The organism is Methylomonas sp. LL1 (assembly GCF_015711015.1).
GTDB lineage: Bacteria > Pseudomonadota > Gammaproteobacteria > Methylococcales > Methylomonadaceae > Methylomonas.
In genome coordinates this window covers 309,749-334,423 of the sequence record NZ_CP064653.1, presented here as the reverse complement: position 1 = coordinate 334,423, position 24,675 = coordinate 309,749, and the positions used below count along the sequence as shown (strand labels likewise).

At 52.7% G+C, this 24,675-nt stretch carries 18 protein-coding genes; 9 read left to right on the top strand and 9 right to left on the bottom strand.

The annotated features are described in order from the left end of the window. Positions 1–54: 54 nt before the first annotated feature. Positions 55–828 (bottom strand): hypothetical protein, encoded by a 774-nt coding sequence (locus tag IVG45_RS02015; protein WP_196436232.1) that lies wholly within the window; start codon positions 826–828, stop codon positions 55–57. Between the two features lie 7 nt (positions 829–835). After that, positions 836–1,714, bottom strand: coding sequence for an Hsp33 family molecular chaperone HslO (gene hslO, locus IVG45_RS02010; protein ID WP_196436231.1), 879 nt, complete (start codon positions 1,712–1,714; stop codon positions 836–838). 77 nt (positions 1,715–1,791) lie between these two features. Between hslO and msrA the strand changes: the two genes are divergently transcribed. From msrA to IVG45_RS01995, 3 genes are all read left to right on the top strand, one after another. Next, a complete protein-coding gene (msrA, locus tag IVG45_RS02005) occupies positions 1,792–2,430 on the top strand; it encodes a peptide-methionine (S)-S-oxide reductase MsrA (protein WP_196436230.1) in 639 nt (212 codons plus the stop codon). Positions 2,431–2,966: 536 nt separating this feature from the next. After that, positions 2,967–4,817: a methanol/ethanol family PQQ-dependent dehydrogenase gene (locus IVG45_RS02000; protein ID WP_196436229.1), complete on the top strand. Its 1,851-nt coding sequence runs from the start codon at positions 2,967–2,969 to the stop codon at positions 4,815–4,817. Positions 4,818–4,912: 95 nt separating this feature from the next. Beyond that, positions 4,913–5,770, top strand: a complete 858-nt coding sequence (locus tag IVG45_RS01995) for a quinoprotein dehydrogenase-associated putative ABC transporter substrate-binding protein (protein ID WP_196436228.1) — start codon at positions 4,913–4,915, stop codon at positions 5,768–5,770. 313 nt (positions 5,771–6,083) lie between these two features. On the opposite strand, the gene malQ is transcribed toward IVG45_RS01995, so the two are convergent. Genes malQ through glgC form a run of 3 tightly spaced genes read right to left on the bottom strand, consistent with a single transcriptional unit; the run spans position 6,084 to position 10,538 of the window. Continuing rightward, on the bottom strand, positions 6,084–7,559 hold the full coding sequence (gene malQ / locus IVG45_RS01990) for a 4-alpha-glucanotransferase (RefSeq protein ID WP_196436227.1): 1,476 nt from the start codon (positions 7,557–7,559) through the stop codon (positions 6,084–6,086). A 20-nt stretch (positions 7,560–7,579) separates the two neighbouring features. After that, complete coding sequence (locus IVG45_RS01985) at positions 7,580–9,268, bottom strand: glycoside hydrolase family 57 protein (protein ID WP_196436226.1); 1,689 nt, start codon at positions 9,266–9,268, stop codon at positions 7,580–7,582. Then, the gene (gene glgC, locus IVG45_RS01980) at positions 9,258–10,538 is read right to left on the bottom strand and encodes a glucose-1-phosphate adenylyltransferase (RefSeq protein WP_196436225.1); all 1,281 of its coding nucleotides are present in this window, start codon (positions 10,536–10,538) and stop codon (positions 9,258–9,260) included. Before glgC ends, IVG45_RS01985 begins: the two co-directional genes overlap by 11 nt. A 214-nt stretch (positions 10,539–10,752) precedes the next feature. Between glgC and glgB the strand changes: the two genes are divergently transcribed. From glgB to IVG45_RS01950, 6 genes are all read left to right on the top strand, one after another. Continuing rightward, positions 10,753–12,930: a 1,4-alpha-glucan branching protein GlgB gene (gene glgB, locus IVG45_RS01975; RefSeq protein WP_196436224.1), complete on the top strand. Its 2,178-nt coding sequence runs from the start codon at positions 10,753–10,755 to the stop codon at positions 12,928–12,930. Positions 12,931–12,941: 11 nt separating this feature from the next. Next, complete coding sequence (gene glgA, locus IVG45_RS01970; protein ID WP_196436223.1) at positions 12,942–14,375, top strand: glycogen synthase GlgA; 1,434 nt, start codon at positions 12,942–12,944, stop codon at positions 14,373–14,375. Between the two features lie 160 nt (positions 14,376–14,535). Further along, positions 14,536–15,294, top strand: a complete 759-nt coding sequence (locus IVG45_RS01965; protein ID WP_230874720.1) for a type II and III secretion system protein — start codon at positions 14,536–14,538, stop codon at positions 15,292–15,294. Between the two features lie 193 nt (positions 15,295–15,487). Further along, entirely contained in the window at positions 15,488–16,537 is a 1,050-nt protein-coding gene (locus IVG45_RS01960) for an NAD(P)-dependent alcohol dehydrogenase (protein ID WP_196436222.1), read from the top strand. 53 nt (positions 16,538–16,590) lie between these two features. Continuing rightward, a complete protein-coding gene (locus IVG45_RS01955) occupies positions 16,591–17,634 on the top strand; it encodes an extracellular solute-binding protein (protein WP_196436221.1) in 1,044 nt (347 codons plus the stop codon). Between the two features lie 3 nt (positions 17,635–17,637). Next, the gene (locus IVG45_RS01950; RefSeq protein WP_196436220.1) at positions 17,638–20,856 is read left to right on the top strand and encodes a bifunctional diguanylate cyclase/phosphodiesterase; all 3,219 of its coding nucleotides are present in this window, start codon (positions 17,638–17,640) and stop codon (positions 20,854–20,856) included. Between the two features lie 81 nt (positions 20,857–20,937). Here IVG45_RS01950 and IVG45_RS01945 read toward each other — a convergent pair whose 3' ends face one another. The 4 genes from IVG45_RS01945 to miaB are packed head-to-tail and all read right to left on the bottom strand — an operon-like array spanning position 20,938 to position 24,601. After that, on the bottom strand, positions 20,938–21,777 hold the full coding sequence (locus tag IVG45_RS01945) for an HlyC/CorC family transporter (RefSeq protein ID WP_196436219.1): 840 nt from the start codon (positions 21,775–21,777) through the stop codon (positions 20,938–20,940). Continuing rightward, positions 21,774–22,235: an rRNA maturation RNase YbeY gene (gene ybeY, locus IVG45_RS01940; protein WP_196436218.1), complete on the bottom strand. Its 462-nt coding sequence runs from the start codon at positions 22,233–22,235 to the stop codon at positions 21,774–21,776. The genes IVG45_RS01945 and ybeY overlap by 4 nt, the downstream gene beginning before the upstream one ends. A 3-nt stretch (positions 22,236–22,238) precedes the next feature. Next, positions 22,239–23,228 (bottom strand): PhoH family protein, encoded by a 990-nt coding sequence (locus tag IVG45_RS01935; RefSeq protein WP_196436217.1) that lies wholly within the window; start codon positions 23,226–23,228, stop codon positions 22,239–22,241. Continuing rightward, a complete protein-coding gene (gene miaB, locus IVG45_RS01930; RefSeq protein ID WP_196436216.1) occupies positions 23,222–24,601 on the bottom strand; it encodes a tRNA (N6-isopentenyl adenosine(37)-C2)-methylthiotransferase MiaB in 1,380 nt (459 codons plus the stop codon). The genes IVG45_RS01935 and miaB overlap by 7 nt, the downstream gene beginning before the upstream one ends. Positions 24,602–24,675 lie beyond the last annotated feature (74 nt).

The following is a 24,675-nucleotide window of genomic DNA, read 5'->3' as shown; positions in this document are numbered from 1 at the left end:
TCGACCCTACAACTCATTTATCCGACAGCCAAAGATTTAACTCTCGCAGCCGGTTTACAACCCCGCCAGCTTTTTTTCGTCTTCCTCCTGAAAATCACGGTAATTGATGGAGATCTTCAAGCCGGCAAAGCGTCCGGCCATTTTGACCAGCTCCTGCGTGGTTTTATCGAAGGAAAGTTTGACTTCGCTCAGCGCCCTATCCTCGTAACCTTCTTCGATATCGCGGGCATCCAAGCGGAACTGGTATTTATAAATCTCCAGTTTTTCCTGGTCCTCAATTTCCAGCGGTTCGCCCAACTCCTTAATCACGGCAGCTTTTTTAGGCAGATCGGCGGCAATTTTATCGATCAACTCGGCCTTGGCTCGCAATTGCTTTTTGTCTTCGTTGATTTCGGCGCCGCCCAAGGAACGGAAGGACGCCTCTAAAAATTCGGGCGGTGCAATTTGTAAAAACAACTTGGAAAACGACCATTCGGTGACTTTATCTTGCTGGTTAAAGGCCAAATCGCAGTAAAAACTGATTTCCGGATTGACCAATTGGTTGTTCTTGTCGATCTTGCGAAACCAATAGCGCCAGCGCTTGCCGTCGGCGGTTTGTTCCTCGCTGCTGGCATGCAATTTGGCCAGCGACACGAAATCCGCGCTTTCCAGGCGAGGCGCCTTGAAATGCACGGTAAAATCCTCCTTGGCCGTCACGCTAAAATAGCGGTCGAATTCTTCCATTTGCAGATAGGTTTGGTAGGCGTGCAACCATTCCAGACAACCAGTCTGGGTAGCGAGCAAGCCAAAAATCAGGAACAGCCGTAAATAGCGTTGCAATTTGTTCATGACACCCTCAGTGCCGAGTCGGCGAGTCATTATTATTGATCACGGGATTGAGCAGCAGGTTTTCCACGTCAATCTTGTCGAAATGGTACTGGGCTCCGCAGAACTGGCAATCGACCTCGATTTGGTCGCGCTCTTGCAGGATACCTTCCAGCTCGGACTTTCCCAAGGCAGATAAAGTGCCGCCGATTTTTTGTCTGGAGCAATTGCAGCTGAATTCCACCTCTTCCGCTTCGTACAACCTGACTTTTTCCTGGTGAAACAGGCGATGTAAAAGTTCTTCGCAGTCGAGCGTCAACATTTCTTGCGCCGTCACGGTATCGGCCAGCATTTCGAGCCGCTGCCAATCGTTTTTATCTTGTTTCTCCGCCGGCAGTTCCTGAATGAACAATCCGGCTGCATGGGTTTCGTTGGCGAACAGCCATAAACGGGTATCCAACTGCTCGGACTGAGAAAAATAGGTCTTCAATACCCCGGCCAAATCCTGTTCCATCACGCCGACAATGCCCTGATAGGGCTCGGCGGTTTCCGACTCCACGGTCAAGACCATGCGACCGCCCTCGCCTATCATCTGCCGCAGGTTGCCGCCGGAAACGATGGCTTCGCTACGCACCAGTCCGCGAATCCTGCGTTCGTTGGTCGCTTGCGCCACCAGCGCCTTCAGCTCGCCACTACCTTGCACCTGCATGATCATCGCGCCTTTAAACTTGATGGTGGCCGACAACAACACGACCGCGGCCAACGCCTGACCCAATTGGGATTCCACGGCGGGATTGACCAGTATCTGGTGTTGCTTGGCTTGTTGCCAGCTTTTCTCGAGCCGCACCCATTCGCCGCGTACACCGTGTTCTTCAAATAAAAAGCGTCTTAGGCAATCTTGTTGTTTCATATTTTTATGGCAAATTTAAAGCAGACTGGCGATTATAATCCTCCAACCGCCTTCATTCGACTTCGGATATTTAAGTTATGAGTTTTTTATTCAAAAAAACCGCGCTACCTAGCCCCGAACAAGCGCTGCCGGGACGGCAACAGGCCATGATTACCGCATCGCATCATCTGGTAACCGGCAACACTATCGTGCCGCCGTTTCCATCCCATCTGCAACAAGCCCAATTCGGCATGGGCTGCTTTTGGGGCGCGGAGCGTAAGTTCTGGCAACTGCCGGGCATTTTCAGCACAGCTGTCGGTTATGCCGGCGGCTACACGCCCAATCCTACTTATCAGGAACTTTGCAGCGGCATGACTGGGCATAACGAGGTGGTGCTGGTGGTGTTCGATCCGGCCCAGATCGGCTACATGGATTTGCTCCGGGTATTCTGGGAATCGCACGATCCCACCCAAGGCATGCGCCAAGGCAACGACGTCGGCAGCCAGTATCGTTCCAGTATCGACAGCTTCAGCGAAGACCAACAAGCCGCGGCGCTTCAGAGCCTACAACAGTATCAAACCAAACTGGATGCGGCCGGACTGGGAAAGATCACCACCGAAATTCGCCGGGCATCGGTTTTTTATTATGCCGAAGACGAGCATCAGCAATATTTGGCAAAAAACCCGAGGGGGTATTGCGGTCTGGGGGGCCTGGATGTTGAATTCGGGCAATGCTAAGGCGATTTATGGCAATAAATGTACCCAATCCAAGCAATTTGCCGTTGACTGAGCGGAGTCGAAGTCAACCGTTCGCTTCGACTCCGCTCAGCGAACGACACATATTTCACATTGGCAATGGGTACAAACTTTCTCAAAAATCACCTAAAAAGACGAAACCGCTCTCGCGCCAAGGGCGGAACCCGTGTTATCGGGCGGCAATCTATTTTGATCAAAGCCGTCATGATCGCTGACTAAATGAAAAATACAGCGATGGTATCGATACGATTCCGTCGCCGGGAATTTAAACAATGATTTGGTAAACTATTATCAGCGCTAAACTTATTGGTGGACAAGGCCCGCCCCAGACTTTTTCAGGTTGACTTTTAGGAAAAAATCCTTCAATTTACGCATCTGGTTTGGCTATCCAACAGGGCTCGGCAGCCGTCGATTAAAGCCACGGAGGCAGTCATCCAACTCAGAGCTTTAAAACTAATATTAGTCTTAACAACACAAAAACGTACTCTGTCTTTCTGCAGATTACCGGGAGGAAACATATGAAGCCTGTAAAAAACTGGCTGCTTGCTTCGACTGTAGCTACTTTACTTGCTGCACCGACTGTATCAACTGCTAACAGCGACCTGGAAAAACTCACTCAAAATCCCGCCAACTGGGCTACCTGGGGCGGTGATTACGCAGGCACACGCTACAGTAAACTGTCGCAAATCAATTCTCAAAACGTTAAAAACCTGCAACCTGCCTGGTCTTTCTCTACCGGCGTTTTGCGTGGTCACGAGGGCGGTCCTCTGGTTGTTAACGGCGTTCTGTTCATCCATACTCCGTTCCCTAACACTGTTTACGCGATCGACCAAAAAACCAAAGCGGTCATCTGGGAATTCACCCCAACCATGGACGCCGACGTAACCATCCCCGTGATGTGCTGCGATACCGTCAACCGTGGTCTGGCTTATGGCGACGGCAAAATTTTCCTGCAACAATCCGATACCGTTCTGACCGCTCTGGATGCCAAAACCGGGAAACGCGTATGGAGCGTGCAAAACGGCGACCCGAAACTGGGTATGACCAACACCAACGCTCCCTTGGTTGTTAAAGACAAAGTCATTACCGGTATCTCCGGCGGTGAATTCGGTGTTCGCGGCTTCTTGGCTGCCTACGACATCAAAACCGGCCAGTTGGCATGGAAAGGCTACAGCATGGGTCCCGATAAAGACACCTTGTTGAAACCCGGCAAATCCACCACTTGGGAAGACGGCAAAGTCACTCCGGTTGGCGCGGACTCAGGCATCAGCACCTGGAAAGGCGACCAATGGAAAATCGGCGGCGGCACCACTTGGGGCTGGTATTCTTACGATCCAAAATTGAACCTGGTCTATTACGGTTCAGGTAACCCTTCTACCTGGAACCCTGTACAACGTCCTGGCGACAACAAATGGTCCATGTCATTGTGGGCTCGTGACGCCGACACCGGTGAAGTTAAATGGGTTTACCAAATGACTCCACACGACGAGTGGGACTACGACGGTATCAACGAAACCGTTCTGGTTGACCAAGAAGTTAAAGGCAAAATGCACAAAACCATCGTGCATTTCGACCGTAACGGCTTCGGTTACACCCTGGACCGTGAAACCGGCGAACTGTTGGTTGCCGAGAAATTCGACAAATCTGTCAACTGGGCTTCTCACGTCGACATGAAAACCGGCCGTCCGGAAGTGGTGCCTGAATTCTCTACCGAACACCACGGTGAAGACGTCAACACTGTAGGTACTTGCCCCGCGGCGTTGGGCTCTAAAAACCAACAACCTGTTTCCTACTCTCCACAAACCGGCCTGTTCTATATCTCGGGCAACCACTTGTGCATGGAGTATGAACCGTTTGAAGTCTCTTACACAGCAGGCCAACCTTATGTAGGTGCTACGCTGTCTATGATGCCTGCCGGCGCTGACGTGCTGACCGGTAAAAAAGACGGCACCACCAACCTGGGCCAGTTCACTGCCTATGACGCCAAAACCGGCAAAATCGTTTGGTCTAACAAAGAGCAATTCTCTGTATGGTCAGGTTCGGTTGCAACCGCCGGCGGCGTGGTATTCTACGGCACCCTGGAAGGCTACCTGAAAGCGGTTGATGCTAAAACCGGTAAAGAATTGTACAAATTCAAAACCCCATCAGGCATCATCGGTAACGTCAATACCTGGGAATTCGAAGGCAAACAATACGTTGGCGTTCTGTCGGGTATCGGCGGCTGGGCAGGTATCGGCATCGCGGCCGGTATCGACGACGGCACATCATCAACCAGCTCCGAAGGTCTGGGCGCGGTGGGTGCATACAGAAGCTTGAGCTCTTACACCAAATTGGGTGGTACACTGACCGTGTTCGCTCTGCCTGAATAAGATCTAACTCCGTTAGATTGACGTCAAACGAGCCTTGGCCGAGCAATCGGCCAAGGCTTTTTTATGTGTAATGAACCACATTCCAAGGAAACACGATGAAAATGATCTCGATTGCTGCCAAATTACTGCTGACGACGACCATTAGCATAGCCGCAACGGCCCATGCCCAAGATAAATTCAAGGTTTGTGCCGATCCACTGCACCCGCCCTACTCGACCAAGGAACAAACCGGCTATGAAAATAAGATTGCCGCGTTGTTTGCCAAACAACTGGGTCAGGAACTGGAATACACCTGGCTGCCGGAACGTATCGGCTTTATCCGCAACACACTGAAAGCCGAAAACGAAAACGGCCAGGGGTTTAAATGCGATGTGGTGATGGGTGTACCCGCCGGCTATGATCTGACCGATACCAGCAAGCCCTATTTTCATTCGACCTACGTTTTATTGATCGCCAAGGGTCGTGGCTGGGACGATATTTCCGAGGCCTCGCAATTAAGCAAGCAGCCGTTACAAAAACTGGAAACCCTGAAAATCGCGATGTTTGACCGTGGCCCCGGCACGGAGTGGTTACAGCAGAACGGCTTGCTGGAACAAGGTGTTCCCTATCAAAGCATGACCGGCGACGATGAGCACAACATCGCCATGCAAATTGAAAAAGATTTGCGCAGCGGCAAAATCGACATGGTGATTCTATGGGGGCCGATGGCGGGTTATGTTCAATCGCAAAGTCCCAAAAACAGCTACATTGCGATCCCGATGCAATCCACACCCAGCATACGGTTCGACTTTTCCATCGCGATGGGCGTGCGCCAAGGCGACAATGCCCGTAAACAACAATTGAACGAACTAATCGATAAAAATCTGCCGGAAATTCAGAGCATTATCGGCGCTTATGCCATTCCTGTGCTGCCTATCCCCGCTCAACCGGTGGCGAAGGATGACGATGATTAATCCGGCTTGATTCAGCACGCCCGCTACATCCTCATCGGCTCTATCCGCCCGCGGCATCTTGCCGTCACGAACAATCAGGTGATTCGGTGCCGATAAGGAGCCATGACAGATGGGAATAAGTCGGTTACGAACTTACTCTGAAAGTAAAAATGGGGCGCTCGGTTGCATGTTGGGCAGGCGCTTGCGGCAAGGATGCCTCTATCGAGCCTAGACGGACGTAGCCACGGCGGCCCGTCCGGCAAGCAACCACGCCTAGGCGCCTAGGGGGCTACTTTCATGGATGGAGTGATGCCGGGGCTTCATGAACATTACTTTAAAGATGCCTTCCAAATAGCCGGATGAAATGAGCAAACCTTCCGGCATTTTCCTCGGTCAATTGAGACCAGTAGAATCGCCAGCGCCAATTACCCTCTGTGGTACCCGGCGTATTCATCCTATCCGCCGAACCCAAGCGTAAAATATCCTGCATCGGAATGATCGCCAGATTGGCGGGCGAACCCAATACCGCATGCACTAACGCGCAAGGCATGGGCAAACTGGACCAGCCTAAATAATCGTACACCCTTTGCTTATCGGGATCGCTCAAACTGTTAAACCAGCCCAGCGTGGTATCGTTATCGTGGGTTCCGGTATAGGCGACACTATTATGCGAAAAATTCATCGGCAAATAGGGATTGTCGGCATGACCATCGAAGGCGAATTGCAAAATTTTCATGCCGGGTAAATCGAAATCATCCCTAAGCGCCTCGACTTCCTCGGTGATAATACCCAAATCCTCGGCAATCAAGGCCAGAGCCGGAAATTCCAGTTGAATGGCTTTCAGCAGTTCACTGCCGGGCGCCTTGACCCACTTGCCATTAATCGCGGTGCTTTCGGAAGCCGGAATTTCCCAGGCCGCTTCCAAACCGCGAAAATGATCAATTCGCAGGATATGGAACATTTCGTTCTGGCTCTTGATCCGGTCCAGCCACCAGCGATAACCGGTCCGGCGCAAGTAATCCCAGTCATAATGCGGATTGCCCCAGCGCTGTCCGAATTCGGAGAAATAATCCGGCGGCACGCCGGCCACCACTTCCATTTCACCGGCTTTATTCAGCTTGAACACATCCCTGTTAGCCCAGACATCCGCGCTATCGTAGGACACGAAAATCGGTATATCGCCAAACAGCAGTACACCTTTTTCTTCGGCGTAGGCTTTCAATTCGTGCCATTGTTTAAAAAACACATACTGTTCAAACTTGATGCCTTCAATCACACTTCTCAGCAGGCGCCTCGACTCCTTCAGTGCTCGCGGCTGCCGCTGTTTCAACGCATCCGGCCACTGATTCCAGGATTTATGCCCAAATACATTGCGTAAAGCGATGAACAGCGCAAAATCTTCCAGCCAAGCCTCGTGTTCCTGACAAAAATTTTGAAAATCTTGTTGGTCGGCTTTATCCGCCGAAACCTGAAAGCCGTAATAGGCTTTGCCGATCATGCAGTTCTTCCAGAAGGTCTGCCCGCGCGGACAATCGGAACAATGCTCCCTGGCCGGCAACCAGCCTTTTTTGTCGAGCCAAGCAATACTGATAAACGCCGGATTACCGGCATGAGCGGAAAGGCACTGGTAGGGGGAACCGTCTCCATGCGGCATGCCTAACGGTAAAGTCTGCCAGACGCTTGCCCCCACATCATGCAGGAAATTAATAAAATTGAATGCCTCCTGCCCCATGTCGCCACATTCACCTTTCCCTGGCAAAGAACTGATGTGTAGCAAGACTCCGGCGCGGCGTTCATCGAGGATGAGCATTCATTATTTCCTGTATTAAATTAAATTTCGTTTCCGCGCCGCATGGCACCACCCATAGCGGGCGCCCCGCTACCTTGAGTAAAGGATAAAGCCAAATATGCCGGCGTGTCTTCACCTAACAGCCGATACAGATTGGATAGGTTAAGCCGGTATTGTTTCTCGAAATCACTGACCGCTTCACCGGGATTGTAATCCCCAAACCACCAGAACCAGTCCGAACCCTCGCACACGGCAAGCTGCATTTCGGCTATCGCCTGATCCGACTCCGAAAGCCGGCCGCTGGAAACCGCCTTATCGAAAGCTTTTTTGACATCTCCCAGCATGTCCCAACCGCAATTCTTATCCGCATCACCGATCCAGGTCGAGAACGTACCATAAACCCAACTGCCCGCGACTAATTTGGGCAAGGATTTTATAACCACATCTTGCCGCAAACATTCGGAAAAGGTGGTTAATTCTATTCGAGGATGATCCGCTAGGCGTTGATATAAAGCGCTCAGAAAATGATAGCCGTTATCGGGAAAATATTCCCAGGCATTCTCGCCATCCATGATAATCGAGACCACCGATCCCGCGTCCGAGCAATCGGCGATAGTCTCCAAATGCTGGATCAAATCAGCCACCGCATCGTCCGCGTGCCATTTCGAATATTCGAAACCGATCAAGTCCGACAAACCATCATCCCGGAAAAAACAGGGGATATGGCTGGACAACAACCTGAAAGGATGGTGCACCGAACTTATGCCGGAAATGCCCGAAGCGTGCAGACTATTATGCAGTACATTACCGCCACTGGCTGTCCAGTTAAATCCGTAGTCGGATAATAACCTCAGCGTATCCTCGCTGATACTACCTTCGGATGGCCAACATCCCAGAGGTTCGAAGCCAAAGAAATGTTTAAACGTATCCACGCCCTTGGCCAAATGCCAGCGCACCCTTTCCTCACCGCCGGGATATGTCTTCAAGCCCGGCAGTTGCGCATTTGGCATGGCTTCCAGCGCACTATTAATATCCAACATCAGCGGCATGATGGGATGAGCATAAGGGGTGACCGACAATTCGACGCTGCCTTTGCGGGCCAACGATTTATACCGGTACATAACCTTGGACAACAAATCGCCTATCACTTCCAGCAACTCTATCCTGTCATGCAAGGAAAAACCACTGGCTTTTTCTATCAGGCGCTGAACCCTGTAATCGGTCAATTTGACTGTTTCGCCCATCCAGACCAAATGGTACCAGACCAGACTGTCGGTAACGAATTGGGCATTGATGTAATTTACCGCATCCTGGTGGGATTGAATCCACTCCGCCATTTCGGTCAGTTTCCGAAACATCGGATAACGTTCAATCTGGCGCTGACGGTTGGCTTTGCGGCAATCGCGCAGCAATTTCAAACGTTTTTCGGAATTGGCGGAGACGCTCGGCTCAACCAGCGCCGCCAACAAGGGATCCTTGATCGCAATCCTGTCCTGCAAGAAACTGTTGACCTGATTCGAATAATCCTCGATCTGTTCCAGCAGGATCGGGGCAAAATTCACAACCGCCTTGGCTGTCGGCACGGCCTCAAGATGCGCGGCCATGTCGACATAATCCTTGATTACATGCAGATAAGTCCAAGGCAGTTTGAACTCGCCACTATGCCTGTCCCTATACTCCGGCTGGTGCATATGCCAACATAGCACCAGCTTCAGAGTCTTATCTGACATAGTGCCGTCTCTGACCCAACATCTCTGGGGTTACCAACACCACCCCGCCCTCGCTGACTTGAAAACGTTTTTCGTCTTCCGCTCTGTCTTCGCCTATCACTGTTCCTTCCGGGATTTGGCAGGCCTTTTCAACGATGGCCTTGGTTATGCGGCAATGCCTGGCAATATTGACCTCGGGCAAAATCACCGAGTCATTCACTTCGCTATAGGAATTTACCCTAACTTCGGAAAATAGCAAGGAATGGCGCACCGTCGCCCCGGAAATCACACAGCCCCCCGAAACCATGGAATCTATGGCCTGGCCACGGCGATCGTCATCGTCGAATACAAACTTGGCCGGCGGTGTTTGTGCTTGATAGGTCCAGATCGGCCAGGTGTTGTCGTATAAATTCAGGTCGGGTTTGACGCCGATCAACTCCATATTTGCCGCCCAGTAGGCATCGATGGTTCCCACATCGCGCCAGTAGCTTTGCTGTCCGCTTTGCAAATCCAAAAACGGGTAGGCATTGATCCGGTATTTCTCGATCACCGAGGGAATGATGTCCTTACCAAAATCGCGGCTGGAGCCCTTCGAATCGGCATCCTTGATCAGTTGTTCAAACAGGAAACCGGCATTGAATACGTAGATCCCCATCGAGGCCAACGCCGTATTTTCACGGCCCGGCATCAGCGGGGGATTTTCGGGTTTTTCGACAAACGCCCTGACCCTACGGTTATCGTCCACATCCATCACGCCGAAGGCTCGGGCTTCCTCCAGCGGCACCTCGATACAGCCGATAGTCAAATCGGCCTTGTTGATGACATGGTCCGCCAGCATGGCCGAATAATCCATTTTGTAAATATGATCGCCCGCCAACACCAACACGAACTCGGGATTTCTGGCTCGCAGTATGTCGATGTTTTGAAAAACCGCATCGGCGGTACCCTGATACCACGAGTGTTCATCGTGCCGCTGCTGAGCCGGCATCAGATCGACATACTCGCCGAACTCGCCCCTGAGGAAGCCCCAGCCTTGCTGTACATGGCGGATCAGCGAATCGGCCTTGTACTGCGTCAAAATACCGATTTTACGAATATCGGAATTGATGCAATTCGATAGCGGGAAGTCGATGATACGGAATTTACCTCCGAAAGGTACCGCGGGCTTGGCACGCCAGTCGGTCATTTGCTTGAGCCTGGATCCTCGCCCACCGGCCAAGATCAAGGCGATGGTGTTGCGGGTTAATTCATTGATCCGTCTCTGCGGTTGTTGTGAGTTGACGACTAACATTATTTTTTTCTCCGAATAAACTATTTCAACTGCCGAGATTGGCAAAGACCCGCTCTCGGCAGATTTGTTTTGACTTCCACTTGCCGCGCTGGCCCATTATCGTTACTCTTCACCCAAAAGTAAAAAACCAAGCGTCCCGATGTTGAAATCCCATCATCCCTAAGATTGCTACTCCCCCTTCTAACGAACTTAACTATAACTGAGGCGTTGCAAAATGACCAAACCAAGCAAAAAAAACACGCTTGATTCCGACTTGATAAAAATCATCGAAGCTAAACATCACGATCCCTTTTCCGTCCTGGGCCGCCATTTCGTGAAGGATGCCGGCGTGATCAGAGCCTTCCTGCCTTACGCCGAAACCGTTACAATCGGCAAAAGCGGTCCGGACATGCAACGCCTCCCCGGAACCGATTTATTCGAATACCGTCCCGCCAAGGATGAGATTGCCGACCACTACCAATTGTGCTGGACCGACAAGGACGGCCACGACCACGTGGATTACGACCCTTACTGCTTTGGACCGGTCCTGCCCGAGTTTGACCAGCATTTATTCGCCGAAGGCAGACATTGGCATATTTATCAAAAACTGGGCTCGCATCTGCATCGGATTGACGGCATCGACGGCGTCTACTTTGCGGTCTGGGCTCCCAATGCCGAACGCGTCAGCGTGATCGGCGACTTCAACCGCTGGGATGGCCGTTGCCATCCGATGCGTAATCTGGGCGGCAGCGGTATTTGGGAAATTTTCATTCCCGGATTGACCACCGGCTGCTTGTATAAATTTGAAATTCGTAACGTTCACAGCGGCCAAGTTTTGGTCAAGACCGATCCCTACGGCCAACAATTCGAATTCCGCCCGCAGACCGCCGCCATTGTCGTCAATGAGGACAGTTATACTTGGGGAGATGGCGAATGGATGGAACGCCGGCCCAAGCATGATTGGCTGCATAACCCGATGTCGATCTACGAAGTCCATCTAGGTTCGTGGCAACGCGATCCGCGTGGTAATTTCCTGGATTACCGCGAGCTGGCGACCCGGCTGGTCGATTACGTCAAGATGATGGGCTTTACCCATATCGAATTGTTGCCGATCACCGAACATCCGCTGGACCTGTCCTGGGGCTACCAGACCACCGGCTATTTCGCCCCCACCAGCCGACACGGCAACCCGGACGATTTCCGCTACTTCGTCGACCATTGCCATCAAAACGGCATCGGCGTGATTCTGGACTGGGTACCCGCCCACTTTCCGAAAGACAGTTTTGCCCTGGGCCGCTTCGACGGCACGCCGCTGTACGAACACGAAGACCCGCGCAAGGGCGAGCACCGCGACTGGGGCACCCTGATCTACAACTACAGCCGCAACGAAGTGAAAAACTTCCTGCTGTCCAGCGCCTTCTTCTGGCTGGAAGAGTTTCACCTGGACGGTCTGCGGGTGGACGCGGTGGCCTCGATGCTGTACCTCGATTATTCCCGCGAAGCCAACGAATGGATACCCAACATGTACGGCGGCAACGAAAATCTGGAAGCCATCGACTTCCTTCGCCACATGAACGCCGTCACCCACGAGCAGCATCCCGGCACCGTGATCATGGCCGAGGAATCGACCTCCTGGCCGCAAGTGACCCGTCCGACCTGGACCGGCGGCCTGGGTTTCTCGATGAAATGGAACATGGGCTGGATGCACGACATTCTGCATTACATGCAGGAACAACCCATCCACCGCTCCTACCACCACGATTCGTTGACCTTCGGCCTGCTGTACGCCTTTACCGAAAACTTCGTGCTGCCGTTCTCGCACGACGAAGTCGTGCACGGTAAACAGTCGCTGCTCAACAAAATGCCGGGCGACGAATGGCAACGCTTCGCCAATTTGCGTCTACTGTATACCCTGATGTTTACTTATCCAGGTAAGAAATTACTGTTCATGGGCTGCGAGTTTGCCCAAGGCACCGAATGGAGCGTCAACCGCGATCTGGATTGGTATGTGCTGGATTATGCCCATCATCGGGGCGTGCAAACCCTGGTCAAGGACTTGAATAAACTCTACGCCAGCCATTCGGCCTTGTATCAATTCGATTTCGACCATCACGGCTTCGAGTGGATAGACTGCCACGATTACCAACAGTCCATCATCAGTTATCGGCGCAAATCCGCCAACGAAGATTTGATCGTGATCCTTAACTTTACCCCGGTTCCGCGCGAAAATTATCGGATCGGCGTACCCAGGGAAGGGGTTTACCATGAAATCTTCAACTCCGATTCGGAATACTACGACGGCGGCAATCTCGGCAACGGCCACGTCCACTCCGAACCGCAGCCCTGGATGAACTTGCAACATTCCATTACGGTGACCCTGCCTCCCTTGGCCGGGATTATTCTTAAAATGTAACACTTTAGATCATGAAAAAAATACTCTTCGCCAGCAGCGAAACCCATCCATTAATCAAAACCGGCGGACTGGCGGATGTGGCCGGCAGCCTGCCGATCGCGCTAACCAGCCTGGGCCAGGATGTGCGCGTGATCATGCCCAATTACCAGTCCATCAGGAACTGCGAAGCGGGCCGCTATCTGTGTACCGTGCGGGTTAACAACTGCGACGTCAATTTGCTGGAAACCCATTTACCGAACAGCAACGTCATCGTCTGGCTGGTCGATTACCCCGCCTTCTTCAATCATCCGGGCAATCCCTACACCGACGAAAACGGCATTCCCTGGCACGACATCGGCGACCGTTTTGCATTGTTTTGCCGAATCGTGGCCGAAGTGGCGATGAATCGGGCTTATCTGGACTGGAAGCCGGACGTGGTGCATTGCAACGACTGGCAGACCGGCTTGGTCCCGGCCCTGTTGTCGCTGGAGGAGCATAGGCCAGCCACCGTGTTCACCATCCACAACATGGCTTATCAAGGTGTTTTTCCCAGCAATGCCCACACCTTGCTGAATCTGCCAGGCCAGTTATGGCATCCGGACGGTCTGGAATACCATGGCATGCTGTCGTTTATCAAGGGCGGCTTGAGCTATTCGGACTGGATCACCACGGTCAGCCCGACCTACGCCCAGGAAATACAAACCCCGGAATTCGGTTACGGCCTGGAAGGCTTGCTGGCCCACCGCCAACACACGCTGTCCGGCATCATCAACGGCATCAATGACTCGGTGTGGAATCCGGAAACCGATCCTCACATCGCGCGAAACTACTCCAGCAAGACCCTGGGAAAAAAGGTCGACAACAAAACCGCATTGCAGGAAAAACTCGGATTGCCGATCGACCCGGAACTGCCGCTGTTCGGTCTGATCGGCCGACTAGTTGATCAGAAAGGCATCGATCTGGTGCTGAACTGTCTAAAGGAAATGACCGGCATGCCCTTGCAGTTCGCTTTATTAGGCAGTGGCGATAACAGTATACAGCTGCGATTACAGGATTTTGCTCGCCTGTATCCGGACAAAATCTCCATCACCATCGGTTACGATGAAAATCTGGCGCATCTGATCGAAGCCGGCTCCGACATGTTCTTGATGCCGTCCCGCTTCGAACCCTGCGGCCTGAACCAGATGTATAGCCAGCGTTACGGCACCTTGCCTATCGTCAGAAAGACCGGCGGACTGGCCGACACCGTGGTCGATGCGCTGCCGGATACGATCAAAAACGGCAGCGCCAGCGGCTTTGTATTTAAGGAAGCGGCCCCCGGCGCGCTGATGGAAACGATCAAGCGCGCTCTGGTTTTGCATGCCAACCAACCTCTGTGGGAGGAGTTGCAGCGCAACGCCATGAGCAAGGATTTTTCCTGGGAAAACAGTGCCAATCAGTATCTGGCGCTCTACCGTGAAATCTAACCCTCGGAGTATCCCGGCACCCGCTTGGCCCGATAGCGGGCCAAGCCGATGCAAGGCTTCAGCCTTCTTCCGGCTACCCGCGGCTGAATCCGCATCCAGGCAACCTTCCCGGATTAAATCTTTCCGCCAGCGGTTGTTATTCGCCGTACTCAGCCTGTTCTTGCTTCAGAACCAAGTAATCGCCGACGACAGCGTGATGGAAGTCCTCGAACTACGCAACCGCCCCGCCTCCGAGATTCAACCCTTGTTGCTTCCCTTGCTGGAAGCCGGCGAGGTGGTCAACGGCAACGGTTTCAACCTGATCGTCAAAACCAACCCGGAACGCATGCAAACCCTACGCGGCTTGGTCAAGCAGCTCGATACCCGTTTGCATAATCTGACCATCTCGGTGTTGCAAAGCAGCCATCGATCCGCCGAACAACTCAACGCCGAAGCCGCCATTGCCATCTCGCGCTCGACCACCCGAATGCAAGGCATGGTCGGCGACACCAGTGACCTGGACAGCCGGCAAACGGCGCAACAGTTACGCACCTTGGAAGGCCAAGCCGCCCATATCCAGGTGGGAGCGGTCAGACCGGTTCAAAACATCACGGTTTACGATTCCGGCTATGGTTATCCGGGGGTGGCCAGCAGCACCCAAATGCAAGAAGCCAGCAGCGGTTTTGCCGCCACGCCTCGGCTGATAGGCAACGATCAGGTGATGATAGAGATTGCGCCGTGGTCGGATCGTTTTCTGACTAATGGCGGCCTGGAAACTCAAAATATCCAGACATCGGTCCGCGCCAGACTCGGCGAATGGATTGAAATCGGCGGCAGCGGCATTCGTGAAGATTCCGATAGCCGAGGCATGAACGGCTTGAATGTCGGCACCGGCAAACACGAACTGCGAATACTGATCAAAGTCGAGCGAGCTGATTGATGCCGGCACCTTTTTCGATTGCACGCTTGCGGAATCCTTACCGGAACCAATCCATGACCCAACTTTCCGATGCCGGTTTGCTAACTTCTTTTACGATAAGCCCCCGGCTCCGGGTAAACTGTTTACGCCGGCGCCGCCGGTTGGCCGATACGGCCTTCAACTGCGTCCTACTGTCTTTTGAGGAGTCACGGACATGCTAAAAAGTTACGGTTATGCGGCTTATAACTCGCAAACGCCGCTACGCTCTTACCATTTCGACCGCCGCGACCCTGGTCCTGGGGATGTGCTGATCGAAATTCTGTATTGCGGCGTCTGTCATAGCGACATCCACCAAGCCCGCAACGAATGGAAAGGCACCAGCTATCCCATCGTGCCGGGTCATGAAATCATCGGCCGAGTGGTCCAAGTCGGCGGCAAAGTCACCGCCTTTCAGGAAGGCGATCTGGCCGGTGTCGGTTGCATGGTCGATGCCTGCGGCACCTGCCCGGAATGCCGGGACCATCAGGAACAATATTGCGACCAAACGGTGTTTACCTATAACAGTCCCGACCCGCATACAGGCAAAATGACCTATGGTGGTTATTCCAACCAGATTGTGGTCGACCAGCGCTTCGTGCTGCGTATTTCGGACTCGCTCGACCTAGCCGCCGTGGCACCCTTGCTGTGCGCCGGCATCACCACCTATTCGCCGTTACGCCACTGGAACATCGGCCAGGGTCACAAGGTCGGCATCGTCGGTCTTGGCGGCCTGGGCCACATGGGCGTTAAATTCGCCCATGCCTTCGGCGCGCATGTGGTGTTATTCACGACCTCGCCCAACAAGGTCGAGGACGGCCTGCGTCTGGGCGCGGATGAAGTGGTGATTTCAACCGACCCAGACCAGATGCAACAACATCCGCAAAGCTTCGATTTCATTCTGAACACGGTAGCCGCCCCGCACGATCTGGACCAGTACCTGACCTTGCTGAAACGCGACGGCACCTTGTGCCTGATCGGTGTACCGGATAGTCCGCATCCGACGCCCAGTGTCGGCAATCTGATTTTCCGGCGCCGGACACTGGCGGGTTCCTTGATAGGCGGTATCCGCGAAACCCAGGAAATGCTGGATTTTTGCGCTCAACATAACATTGTCTCGGACATCGAATTAATCCCGATTCAAGCCATCAACACAGCCTATGAAAGAATGTTGAAAAGCGATGTCAAATACCGGTTCGTAATCGACATGTCGACCCTGCAAGCTTGAACTACCCCCACCCCACCGGGTGGCGTTGGCAATTAATTACCGTGCTGTCCGATATGAACACCAAGCTTTCGAAATGGCTGTTTCATAGTCTTTGTGCCCTACTGCTGATACTTGCCCAACCGGGCAAGGTTCGCGCCGAGGGAACAACCTTGCGGGTGCTGGCTTGGCCCGGCTATGCCGATGCCAATGTGGTCGCAATGTTTGAACGGCGCTTCAAGGTTGAAGTCGAGGTAACCTCCGTCAGTTCGGACGACGACCTCTGGCATAAAATCAGCACGGGTAAATTCGATGTATTCGCCGTCAACACGGCGGAATTACAACGCTATATCAAGCACAATCTGGCGGTACCGATAGATCTGGGCAACATCCCCAACCATGCCGGCCAACTGCCGCGCTTCCTCAATTTGGCCGAGATTCCCGGCCTGGTGCATCACAACAATGTTTACGCCATTCCGTATACCTATTCGGAAATGGGGTTGATCTATAACCGAAAAACCGTCAAGACCATTCCGGACTCGATGTCCGCGATGTGGGACCCCGACTATCGCGGCCGGGTGCTGGCGTTTAATGCCAGCAATCATAACTTTTCGGTCGTGGGCCTGCTGATGGGGGTGCAAAATCCTTTCAACATGAATGACGCCGAACTCGGGCAGGCCGCCAAGCAATTAATCGGCCTGCGCCGCAATGTATTGACCTTTTACGCCACCGCCGAGGAAGCCGCCGCGCTATTTGCCAAATACGACATCGCGTTGATTTTCGGCAATTACGGCGCCCAGCAACTCAAAACTCTGCGCGAACAGGGTGCCGACATCGGTTACATTATTCCGAAGGAAGGCGCGCTGGCCTGGCTGGATTGCTGGGCAATCACGCCGGAAGCCGGCAACAAGAAATTGGCCGAACAATGGATCGATTTCATGCTGGAAAAAACCATCAGCCAACAATTAACCGACAAGCACGGGCTCGCCAACACCATTACCCCGTTTCCGGAAAGCCGGCATAACGACAAGATCATCTGGCTGGAACCCTTGGCGGAACCGATAAAACGGAAGGAATTGTGGGACCGCATCATTTCAGGCGACAGCCCCGAGACATTTTAATCCATGAAATTAACCGTAGGCATTAAACTCGGTTTCTGGCTTGCGCTTTTCGGCAGCTTATCCATCGGGCTATTCGGTTATTACATCCACGGCCGCAGCCAGGAATTATTGATCCAATCCTCGCGGGATAAATTACTAACCGCAACGCAAGTTTTGGCTCACCGTTTCACCGACGCCTTAACTGAGATTGCCGCCGACGTCAAATTCATCGAAACGCTACCGCTGACCTTGCAAAGCATCGAGCCATCGGCCAATCCGAAAACCGAACAGCAACTGGCGGCGGTTTTTTCCAGCTTACTGGCCTCCCGGCCGGAATACTCGCAAATCAGGCTGATAGACGGCCTCAATCACGGCAAGGAGCGGGTGCGGGTCGACCGCGATCTGATCGGCATCAAAATCGTCACCGGCAATCAATTACAGGAGAAAAATCATTTCCCCTATGTTTTCGAGGCTATGCGTCTGCCGGCCGGACAACTGTATGTTTCCGAAATCAATTTGAATCAGGAGCTGGGCGCCCATCTCGGCTTCGGCAAACCGACGGTCAGAATCGCCACGCCTATCGCTAGCCAGGACCATAAACAACTGGGCATTATTGTCATCAACGTCAATCTCGACGACCTGTTCAACCGAATACGCGCCGACTTGCCTGAAAACATCAAGGTTCTGCTGACTAACAGCCATGGCGATTACCTGATTCATCCCGATCCAACTAAAACTTTTGCGTTTGAACGAGGACGGCAATTTCTGATTCAAGACGACATCCAGGCCAGCCGGGCGCTGCTGAATGGTGAAAAAGAGCACGCGGTAATCACGACCGGCGCCGAAGCCATATCCGGCGGGGCCGCGCTTGCGGCTTTCATGCGGGTTCCGTTCGGATCGGCCGATGCGCGGCGCATGGTTATGCTGGGATTGTATACCCCGCTGGAGAAGGTGTTGGCCGAAAGCGAAACCCTGGGTGTCAACGTGATTCAAGTCACCGCCTTGTTCAGCGTACTGGCGGTATTGATGTCAGTGATACTGGCCCGCATTCTGGCAAAGCCGCTGAATTTGATGACCAAGACCGTCGCCCAATTCGAACCGGGCAAGCCGCTATCCGATTTACCGAGCCACCGAAACGACGAAATCGGCTATCTGGCGACCAGTTTTTCGACGATGATCACCAAATTGAATCAACAAGTCGCGGCGCTGCACGCCTCCGAAACCAAGTTGCAGACCATCCTCGACAACTTGCCGCTGGGCATCTGGCTAGTCGGAAGCGATGGCGAATCCAGGTTTTTAAACAAAACCTTTCAGACCGCATTGGGTATTAGCGACCGAGATTTTTTTACCGACCCGCGTCTGGCCCATTTGCTGCAGCTTGACGATAATCATTCGGTCGCAAGCGATGCCCAACCTCGTCAGGAAATCGTCAGTTTCAGCGATGGACGCCAGCATTTGTTGGAAGTCAATCAAGTGCGGCTGAAGGATCATACCGGAACATCCCATGCGGCGATCGGTATTGCGATCGACATCACCGAACGCAGGCAAGCCGAACAGATATTGCGTTCCAGCGAGGAAAAGCTGCGGACCATGTTTGCGATGTCGCCCCTGGGCATCGCGCAAAATGCCACGGATGGACGTTATATCGAGGCCAATAAGGCCTTGTTGGATATGGTCGGCTATAGTTTGCAAGAACTCAACCAAATGAGTTATTGGGAGTTGACCCCCCAGGAATATGAACAACAGGAAATGTTCCAGCTTCAATCCTTATCGGAAACGGGTAAATACGGCCCGTATGAAAAAGAATATCTACATCGCGATGGCCATAGAATTCCGATTCGACTGAATGGGGTTTTGATTAGCGACAGTGATGGTCAGCAATATATCTGGTCCATCGTCGAAGACATTACTCAGAAAAAACAGTCGGAACAACTGATCTGGCAACAAGCCAACTTCGATCCTCTTACCCGCCTGCCCAATCGCCGCATGTTTCACGACCGGCTGACCTTGCTGATGAAGAAAGCGCATCGAACCGGGTTGCCGCTGGCCTTGATTCTGCTGGATCTTGACCATTTTAAAGAGGTCAACGATACCCTGGGGCACGACATGGGCGATCTGTTGCTGACCGATGCGGCCCACCGCCTGCTCGGTTGCGTGCGGGAATCCGATACCGTAGCCAGGTTGGGCGGCGACGAGTTCACCCTGATACTGGACGAACTGGAGGATTTATCCGGCGTGGAACGCATCATTCAGACTATTCTGCAAAAATTGGCCGAACCGTTTCAACTGAAGGATAAACAGGCTTATGTGTCGGCCAGTATCGGCATCACCTATTACCCCAGAGACAGCGACAACATCGACACCTTGATTAAAAACGCCGATCAAGCGATGTACGCGGCTAAACATCAGGGCCGTAACCGCTACAGTTTCTTTACCGCCTCGATGCAGGAGGCGGCCATGGTTAAGATGCAAACCGCCGGCGATTTACGCCATGCCCTGGCCGACGATCAATTCAAATTATATTATCAGCCCATCGTAAATCTGCGAACGGGCGAGATCCGCAAAGCCGAGGCATTGCTACGTTGGCTACATCCGACCAACAGTGCATTGTTCAATCCGAACAACTTTATTTCGATTGCCGAAGATATAGGGATCATTGGCGAAATCGGCGACTGGGTATTTAAGGAGGCTACCCGCCAGGCGGCTGAATGGCGAGCCCAATACTCTCCACAATTCCAAATCAGCGTCAATAAATCGCCGCTGCAATTTTTCAAAAACATCAATCAACACCAGTTGTGGCTGGATCATTTACAGTCATTGGGCTTGCCGGGAGACAGTGTCGTCATCGAGATCACCGAAGGCCTGCTGCTGGACGCCAATCAGGAAGTCACCGAGATATTGTCGGCATTTCGCAAAGCCGGCATTAAAGTGTCGTTGGATGATTTCGGCACCGGTTACTCGTCGCTGGCGTATCTAAAGAAATTCGATATAGACTACATCAAAATCGACCGCTCCTTCGTCAGCCATCTTTCGCCTCATTCCAACGACATGGCACTGTGCGAAGCCATCATCGTGATGGCGCATAAACTGGGCATGAAAGTTATCGCCGAAGGCATAGAAACATCGCGGCAGCGTGATTTATTGCTGGAGGCGGACTGCGATTTCGGCCAGGGTTTTTTGTTTGCTAAACCATTGCCCGCCGAGGAGTTTGAACGGCTGTTACGCCCGCGCCCAGCAGCGTAGCCTATTGAGCCTGCAAGCCTTTGCTGGGAATCAAATACATGACCACACACTAAATCGCCGGATTCGATCCGGCGTTTTGCTTTATTTGATTTTCAATTTCAGCAGATGCACCCGCCGATTATCGGCCCGCAACACCTCGAAACAAAAATCCTCCAACTCGACTTTCTCGCCCTTTTTCGGAAAATGTTCGAGCCTTTGCAAGATCAAGCCGCCCACGGTATCGCAGTCGCTATCTTCCAGGTCGGCGGAAAAATACTCGTTAAACTGGGAGATTGGGGTCAACGCGCTGACGATGAACTCGCGTTCGCTGCGTTGCGATATGTATTCGCGGGTTTCGTCTTCGTCGTGTTCGTCTTCGATTTTGCCGACGATTTGTTCCAGCACGTCTTCGATGGTGATCAGTCCGGCGGCATTACCATATTCATCGACCACGATCGCCATGTGATTGCGTTCGGTGCGGAATTCTTTCAATAACACATTCAAACGTTTGCTTTCCGGCACCACGCTAACGGGCCGCATCACGTCCTCGACCTTGATGGTTTTATCGCGCAATACGTGTCCCAGTAAATCCTTGGCCAACAGCACCCCGACGACCTTGCTGCGGTCTTCCTCAATTACCGGAAAACGGGAATGGGCAAACTCGATGACCAACGGAAAAATGGTTTCCAGCTCGGCGTCTCTCGGCACCACCACCATTTGCGAACGGGGGATCATGATGTCCCGCACCCGCAGTTCCGAGACTTGCATGACGCCTTCGATCATGCTCAACGAATCGGAATCCAGCAGATGTTTTTCTTCGGATTCCCGTAGAATTTCAAGTAAATCTTCCTGATCCTGCGGCTCCCCAGTCAGAAAATGGCTGATGCGTTCCAGCAAACTTTTCTGATGGGACTGACTACTCGGGGGGTTACCGTCGCTCATTGCGGACTCTCTTCCTGATAAGGGTTTGCTATATTTAACATGTTCAATAGTTTAATTTCCAGCGTTTCCATTTCCTCGGCTTCGCTGTCCTCTATATGGTCATAACCTAACAAATGCAATACCCCATGTAGTGTGATATGCGCCCAATGATGCGAAGTTTGCTTGTTTTGTTGGCTAGCTTCTTGGGCTATCAACGGCGCACAAATAACCAGATCGCCGAGCAAATCCAGTTCGACGCCCTCGGGGGCTTCAAACGGAAAACTGAGTATATTCGTAGGACCTTGCTTATGTCTATACTGTTGATTTAATTCGGCGCTTTCGGCTTCATCGACCAGACGAATAACGATTTCGCTGTCCTGGCTCCGATCGGTCAGCACGGTGTCCACCCAGTGCTGAAACTGCTGCTCGCTGGGATAGTCGCTGGTTTCAGTGGCAACTTGTATCTCAAGGTAATTCATCGACTAGGTGGGGGCTTGATCCTGCTGCTCGTAGCGATCGTACGCGGCAACGATGCGCTGCACCAGGGGATGCCTGACCACATCGCGCACGCCGAAAAAGGTGAAACTGATGCCTTCGACATCCTTCAACACTTTCAACACATGCTTGAGCCCGGACATCTTCTCGCTAGGCAAATCGATTTGGGTGACGTCGCCGGTCACCACGGCGGTGGAACCGAAGCCGACGCGGGTCAGGAACATCTTGATCTGTTCGGTGGTGGTGTTTTGGGCTTCGTCCAGAATGATAAACGAATCGTTCAGGGTCCGCCCACGCATGAAAGCTAACGGCGCCACTTCGATAACGTTCTTTTCCAGTAGTTTCTCGACCCGCTCGAAACCCAACATATCGTATAGGGCATCGTACAAGGGCCGCAAATAGGGATCGACTTTTTGCGCCATGTCGCCCGGCAAAAAGCCCAGTTTTTCGCCGGCTTCCACCGCTGGCCGAACCAGAATAATCCGCCGCACGGATTCGTTTTGCAGGGCTTCCACCGCGCAGGCCACCGCCAAATAGGTCTTGCCGGTACCGGCCGGTCCGACACCGAAATTGATGTCGTGCGTGAGTATCTTGCGCAGATAATCCTGCTGATTCTCCCCCCTACCCTTGATCACGCCGCGCTTGGTTCTGATCGCGACCTGATCCTGTTTTATAGCGGGCGCGGATTGCAACAACTGATCGATACTGGCGTCCTGCAGACTCAGGTGTACCTGCTCGGGGGTAATCTCTTCCTTTTCGGCCATTTCGAATAACTTCCGCATGACCGCGCTAGCCGCCTTGACCGCCGCGTCGACGCCGGTAATTTTAAAATGATTGCCGCGATTGGCGATATCGACATGCAGACGCTGTTCGATCTGGCGTAAATGCACATCGAGTTGTCCGCAAAAATTAGAAAGCCGGCGAATATCGTCCGGCAACAAGGTGATTTCCTTGGAAAATTCGGCGACTGTCAACACGCTACCTTTATGCCCTGAGAGGTATTTTGCAATATTTTTTCGACGGAAGACTCGACCAGTTTTCCGCGCAATGAATTGGGCAATGCCTCGGTGATCCGAACGTCCACGAACTGGCCTATTAAGCGCGGATGTGCGGCAAAATTGACCACCCGGTTGTTTTCGGTGCGTCCGGTCAAATGCAACGGATTTTTCTTGGAAACGCCTTCCACCAGGATGCTTTGTACCGAACCTATCATGGACTCGGAGATAGCCATGAACATTTCGTTCAAGCGGCTCTTCAAGTGTTGCAGGCGTTGCTCCTTAACCTCCATGCCGACATCGTCCGGATAATTCGCCGCCGGCGTACCGGGTCTCGGACTAAAGATGAAACTGTAGGAAAAGTCGTAACCCACCTCTTCGATCAGCGCCATGGTATCCTCGAAATCCTGCTCGGTTTCCCCCGGAAAACCGATGATGAAATCCGACGACAACGAGATGCCCGGACGCACGGCCTTGATCTTGCGCATGATTTCCAAATAGTCTTCACGGGCATGGCCGCGTTTCATCTCGGCCAAAATCCGATTGCTACCGCTTTGCACCGGCAGGTGCAGATGATTGACCAATTGTGGAATTTCGGCGAAAGCTTCGATGATGTCGTCGGTAAATTCCAACGGGTGCGAGGTGGTAAAACGGATTCTATCCACGCCGTCGACGGCGGCGACGCAATGCAGCAAAAACGCGAAACTGGCGATGTCTCCGTCTTCCATTGCGCCGCGATAGGCATTGACGTTTTGGCCGAGCAGGTTGATCTCGCGCACGCCTTGCCGGGCCAGGGTTTCGATCTCGGCGATCACATCGTTCAATGGCCGGCTGACTTCCTCGCCACGGGTGTAAGGAACCACGCAGTAAGTACAATATTTGCTGCAACCTTCCATCACCGAGACGTAGGCTTTAGGGCCTTCGGCACGCGGTTCGGGCAAGTTGTCGAATTTTTCGATTTCCGGGAAAGAAATATCGACTAAATGCGACTCGCCCATGCGCGCCTTATTCAACAGTTCCGGCAAGCGATGCAGAGTTTGCGGACCAAACACGATATCGACGTAAGGCGCGCGCTTTTGGATCGCCGCCCCTTCCTGGCTAGCGACACAGCCGCCGACGCCGATAATCACATCCGGACGTTTGTCCTTGATTTTCTTCCAACGGCCGACGGCGGAAAAGACTTTTTCCTGGGCCTTTTCCCGAATCGAACAGGTATTCAACAACAACACATCGGCTTGTTCCGGTATGTCGGTCAACTCCAAACCGTGCGAGGCTTGCAGTACGTCCCGCATCTTGTCGGAATCGTACTCGTTCATCTGACAACCGTTAGTTTGTATATAAAGTTTTTGCGCCATGCTTGATCAGATACTCCAACTACAATCGTCCGGGAAACGCCGCCGCGCCTCCCCAACAAAAAACCCCCGTATTG

Excerpts from the sequence above, each read along its gene's own strand:
- IVG45_RS02015 (WP_196436232.1), bottom strand. The coding sequence starts at position 828 with ATGAACAAATTGCAACGCTATTTACGGCTGTTCCTGATTTTTGGCTTG.
- IVG45_RS01985 (WP_196436226.1), bottom strand. The coding sequence starts at position 9,268 with ATGTCAGATAAGACTCTGAAGCTGGTGCTATGTTGGCATATGCACCAG.
- hslO (WP_196436231.1), bottom strand. The coding sequence starts at position 1,714 with ATGAAACAACAAGATTGCCTAAGACGCTTTTTATTTGAAGAACACGGT.
- malQ (WP_196436227.1), bottom strand. The coding sequence starts at position 7,559 with ATGCTCATCCTCGATGAACGCCGCGCCGGAGTCTTGCTACACATCAGT.
- glgB (WP_196436224.1), top strand. The coding sequence starts at position 10,753 with ATGACCAAACCAAGCAAAAAAAACACGCTTGATTCCGACTTGATAAAA.
- IVG45_RS01955 (WP_196436221.1), top strand. The coding sequence starts at position 16,591 with ATGAACACCAAGCTTTCGAAATGGCTGTTTCATAGTCTTTGTGCCCTA.
- IVG45_RS02000 (WP_196436229.1), top strand. The coding sequence starts at position 2,967 with ATGAAGCCTGTAAAAAACTGGCTGCTTGCTTCGACTGTAGCTACTTTA.
- IVG45_RS01945 (WP_196436219.1), bottom strand. The coding sequence starts at position 21,777 with ATGAGCGACGGTAACCCCCCGAGTAGTCAGTCCCATCAGAAAAGTTTG.
- ybeY (WP_196436218.1), bottom strand. The coding sequence starts at position 22,235 with ATGAATTACCTTGAGATACAAGTTGCCACTGAAACCAGCGACTATCCC.
- miaB (WP_196436216.1), bottom strand. The coding sequence starts at position 24,601 with ATGGCGCAAAAACTTTATATACAAACTAACGGTTGTCAGATGAACGAG.
- IVG45_RS01950 (WP_196436220.1), top strand. The coding sequence starts at position 17,638 with ATGAAATTAACCGTAGGCATTAAACTCGGTTTCTGGCTTGCGCTTTTC.
- glgC (WP_196436225.1), bottom strand. The coding sequence starts at position 10,538 with ATGTTAGTCGTCAACTCACAACAACCGCAGAGACGGATCAATGAATTA.
- glgA (WP_196436223.1), top strand. The coding sequence starts at position 12,942 with ATGAAAAAAATACTCTTCGCCAGCAGCGAAACCCATCCATTAATCAAA.
- IVG45_RS01960 (WP_196436222.1), top strand. The coding sequence starts at position 15,488 with ATGCTAAAAAGTTACGGTTATGCGGCTTATAACTCGCAAACGCCGCTA.
- msrA (WP_196436230.1), top strand. The coding sequence starts at position 1,792 with ATGAGTTTTTTATTCAAAAAAACCGCGCTACCTAGCCCCGAACAAGCG.
- IVG45_RS01995 (WP_196436228.1), top strand. The coding sequence starts at position 4,913 with ATGAAAATGATCTCGATTGCTGCCAAATTACTGCTGACGACGACCATT.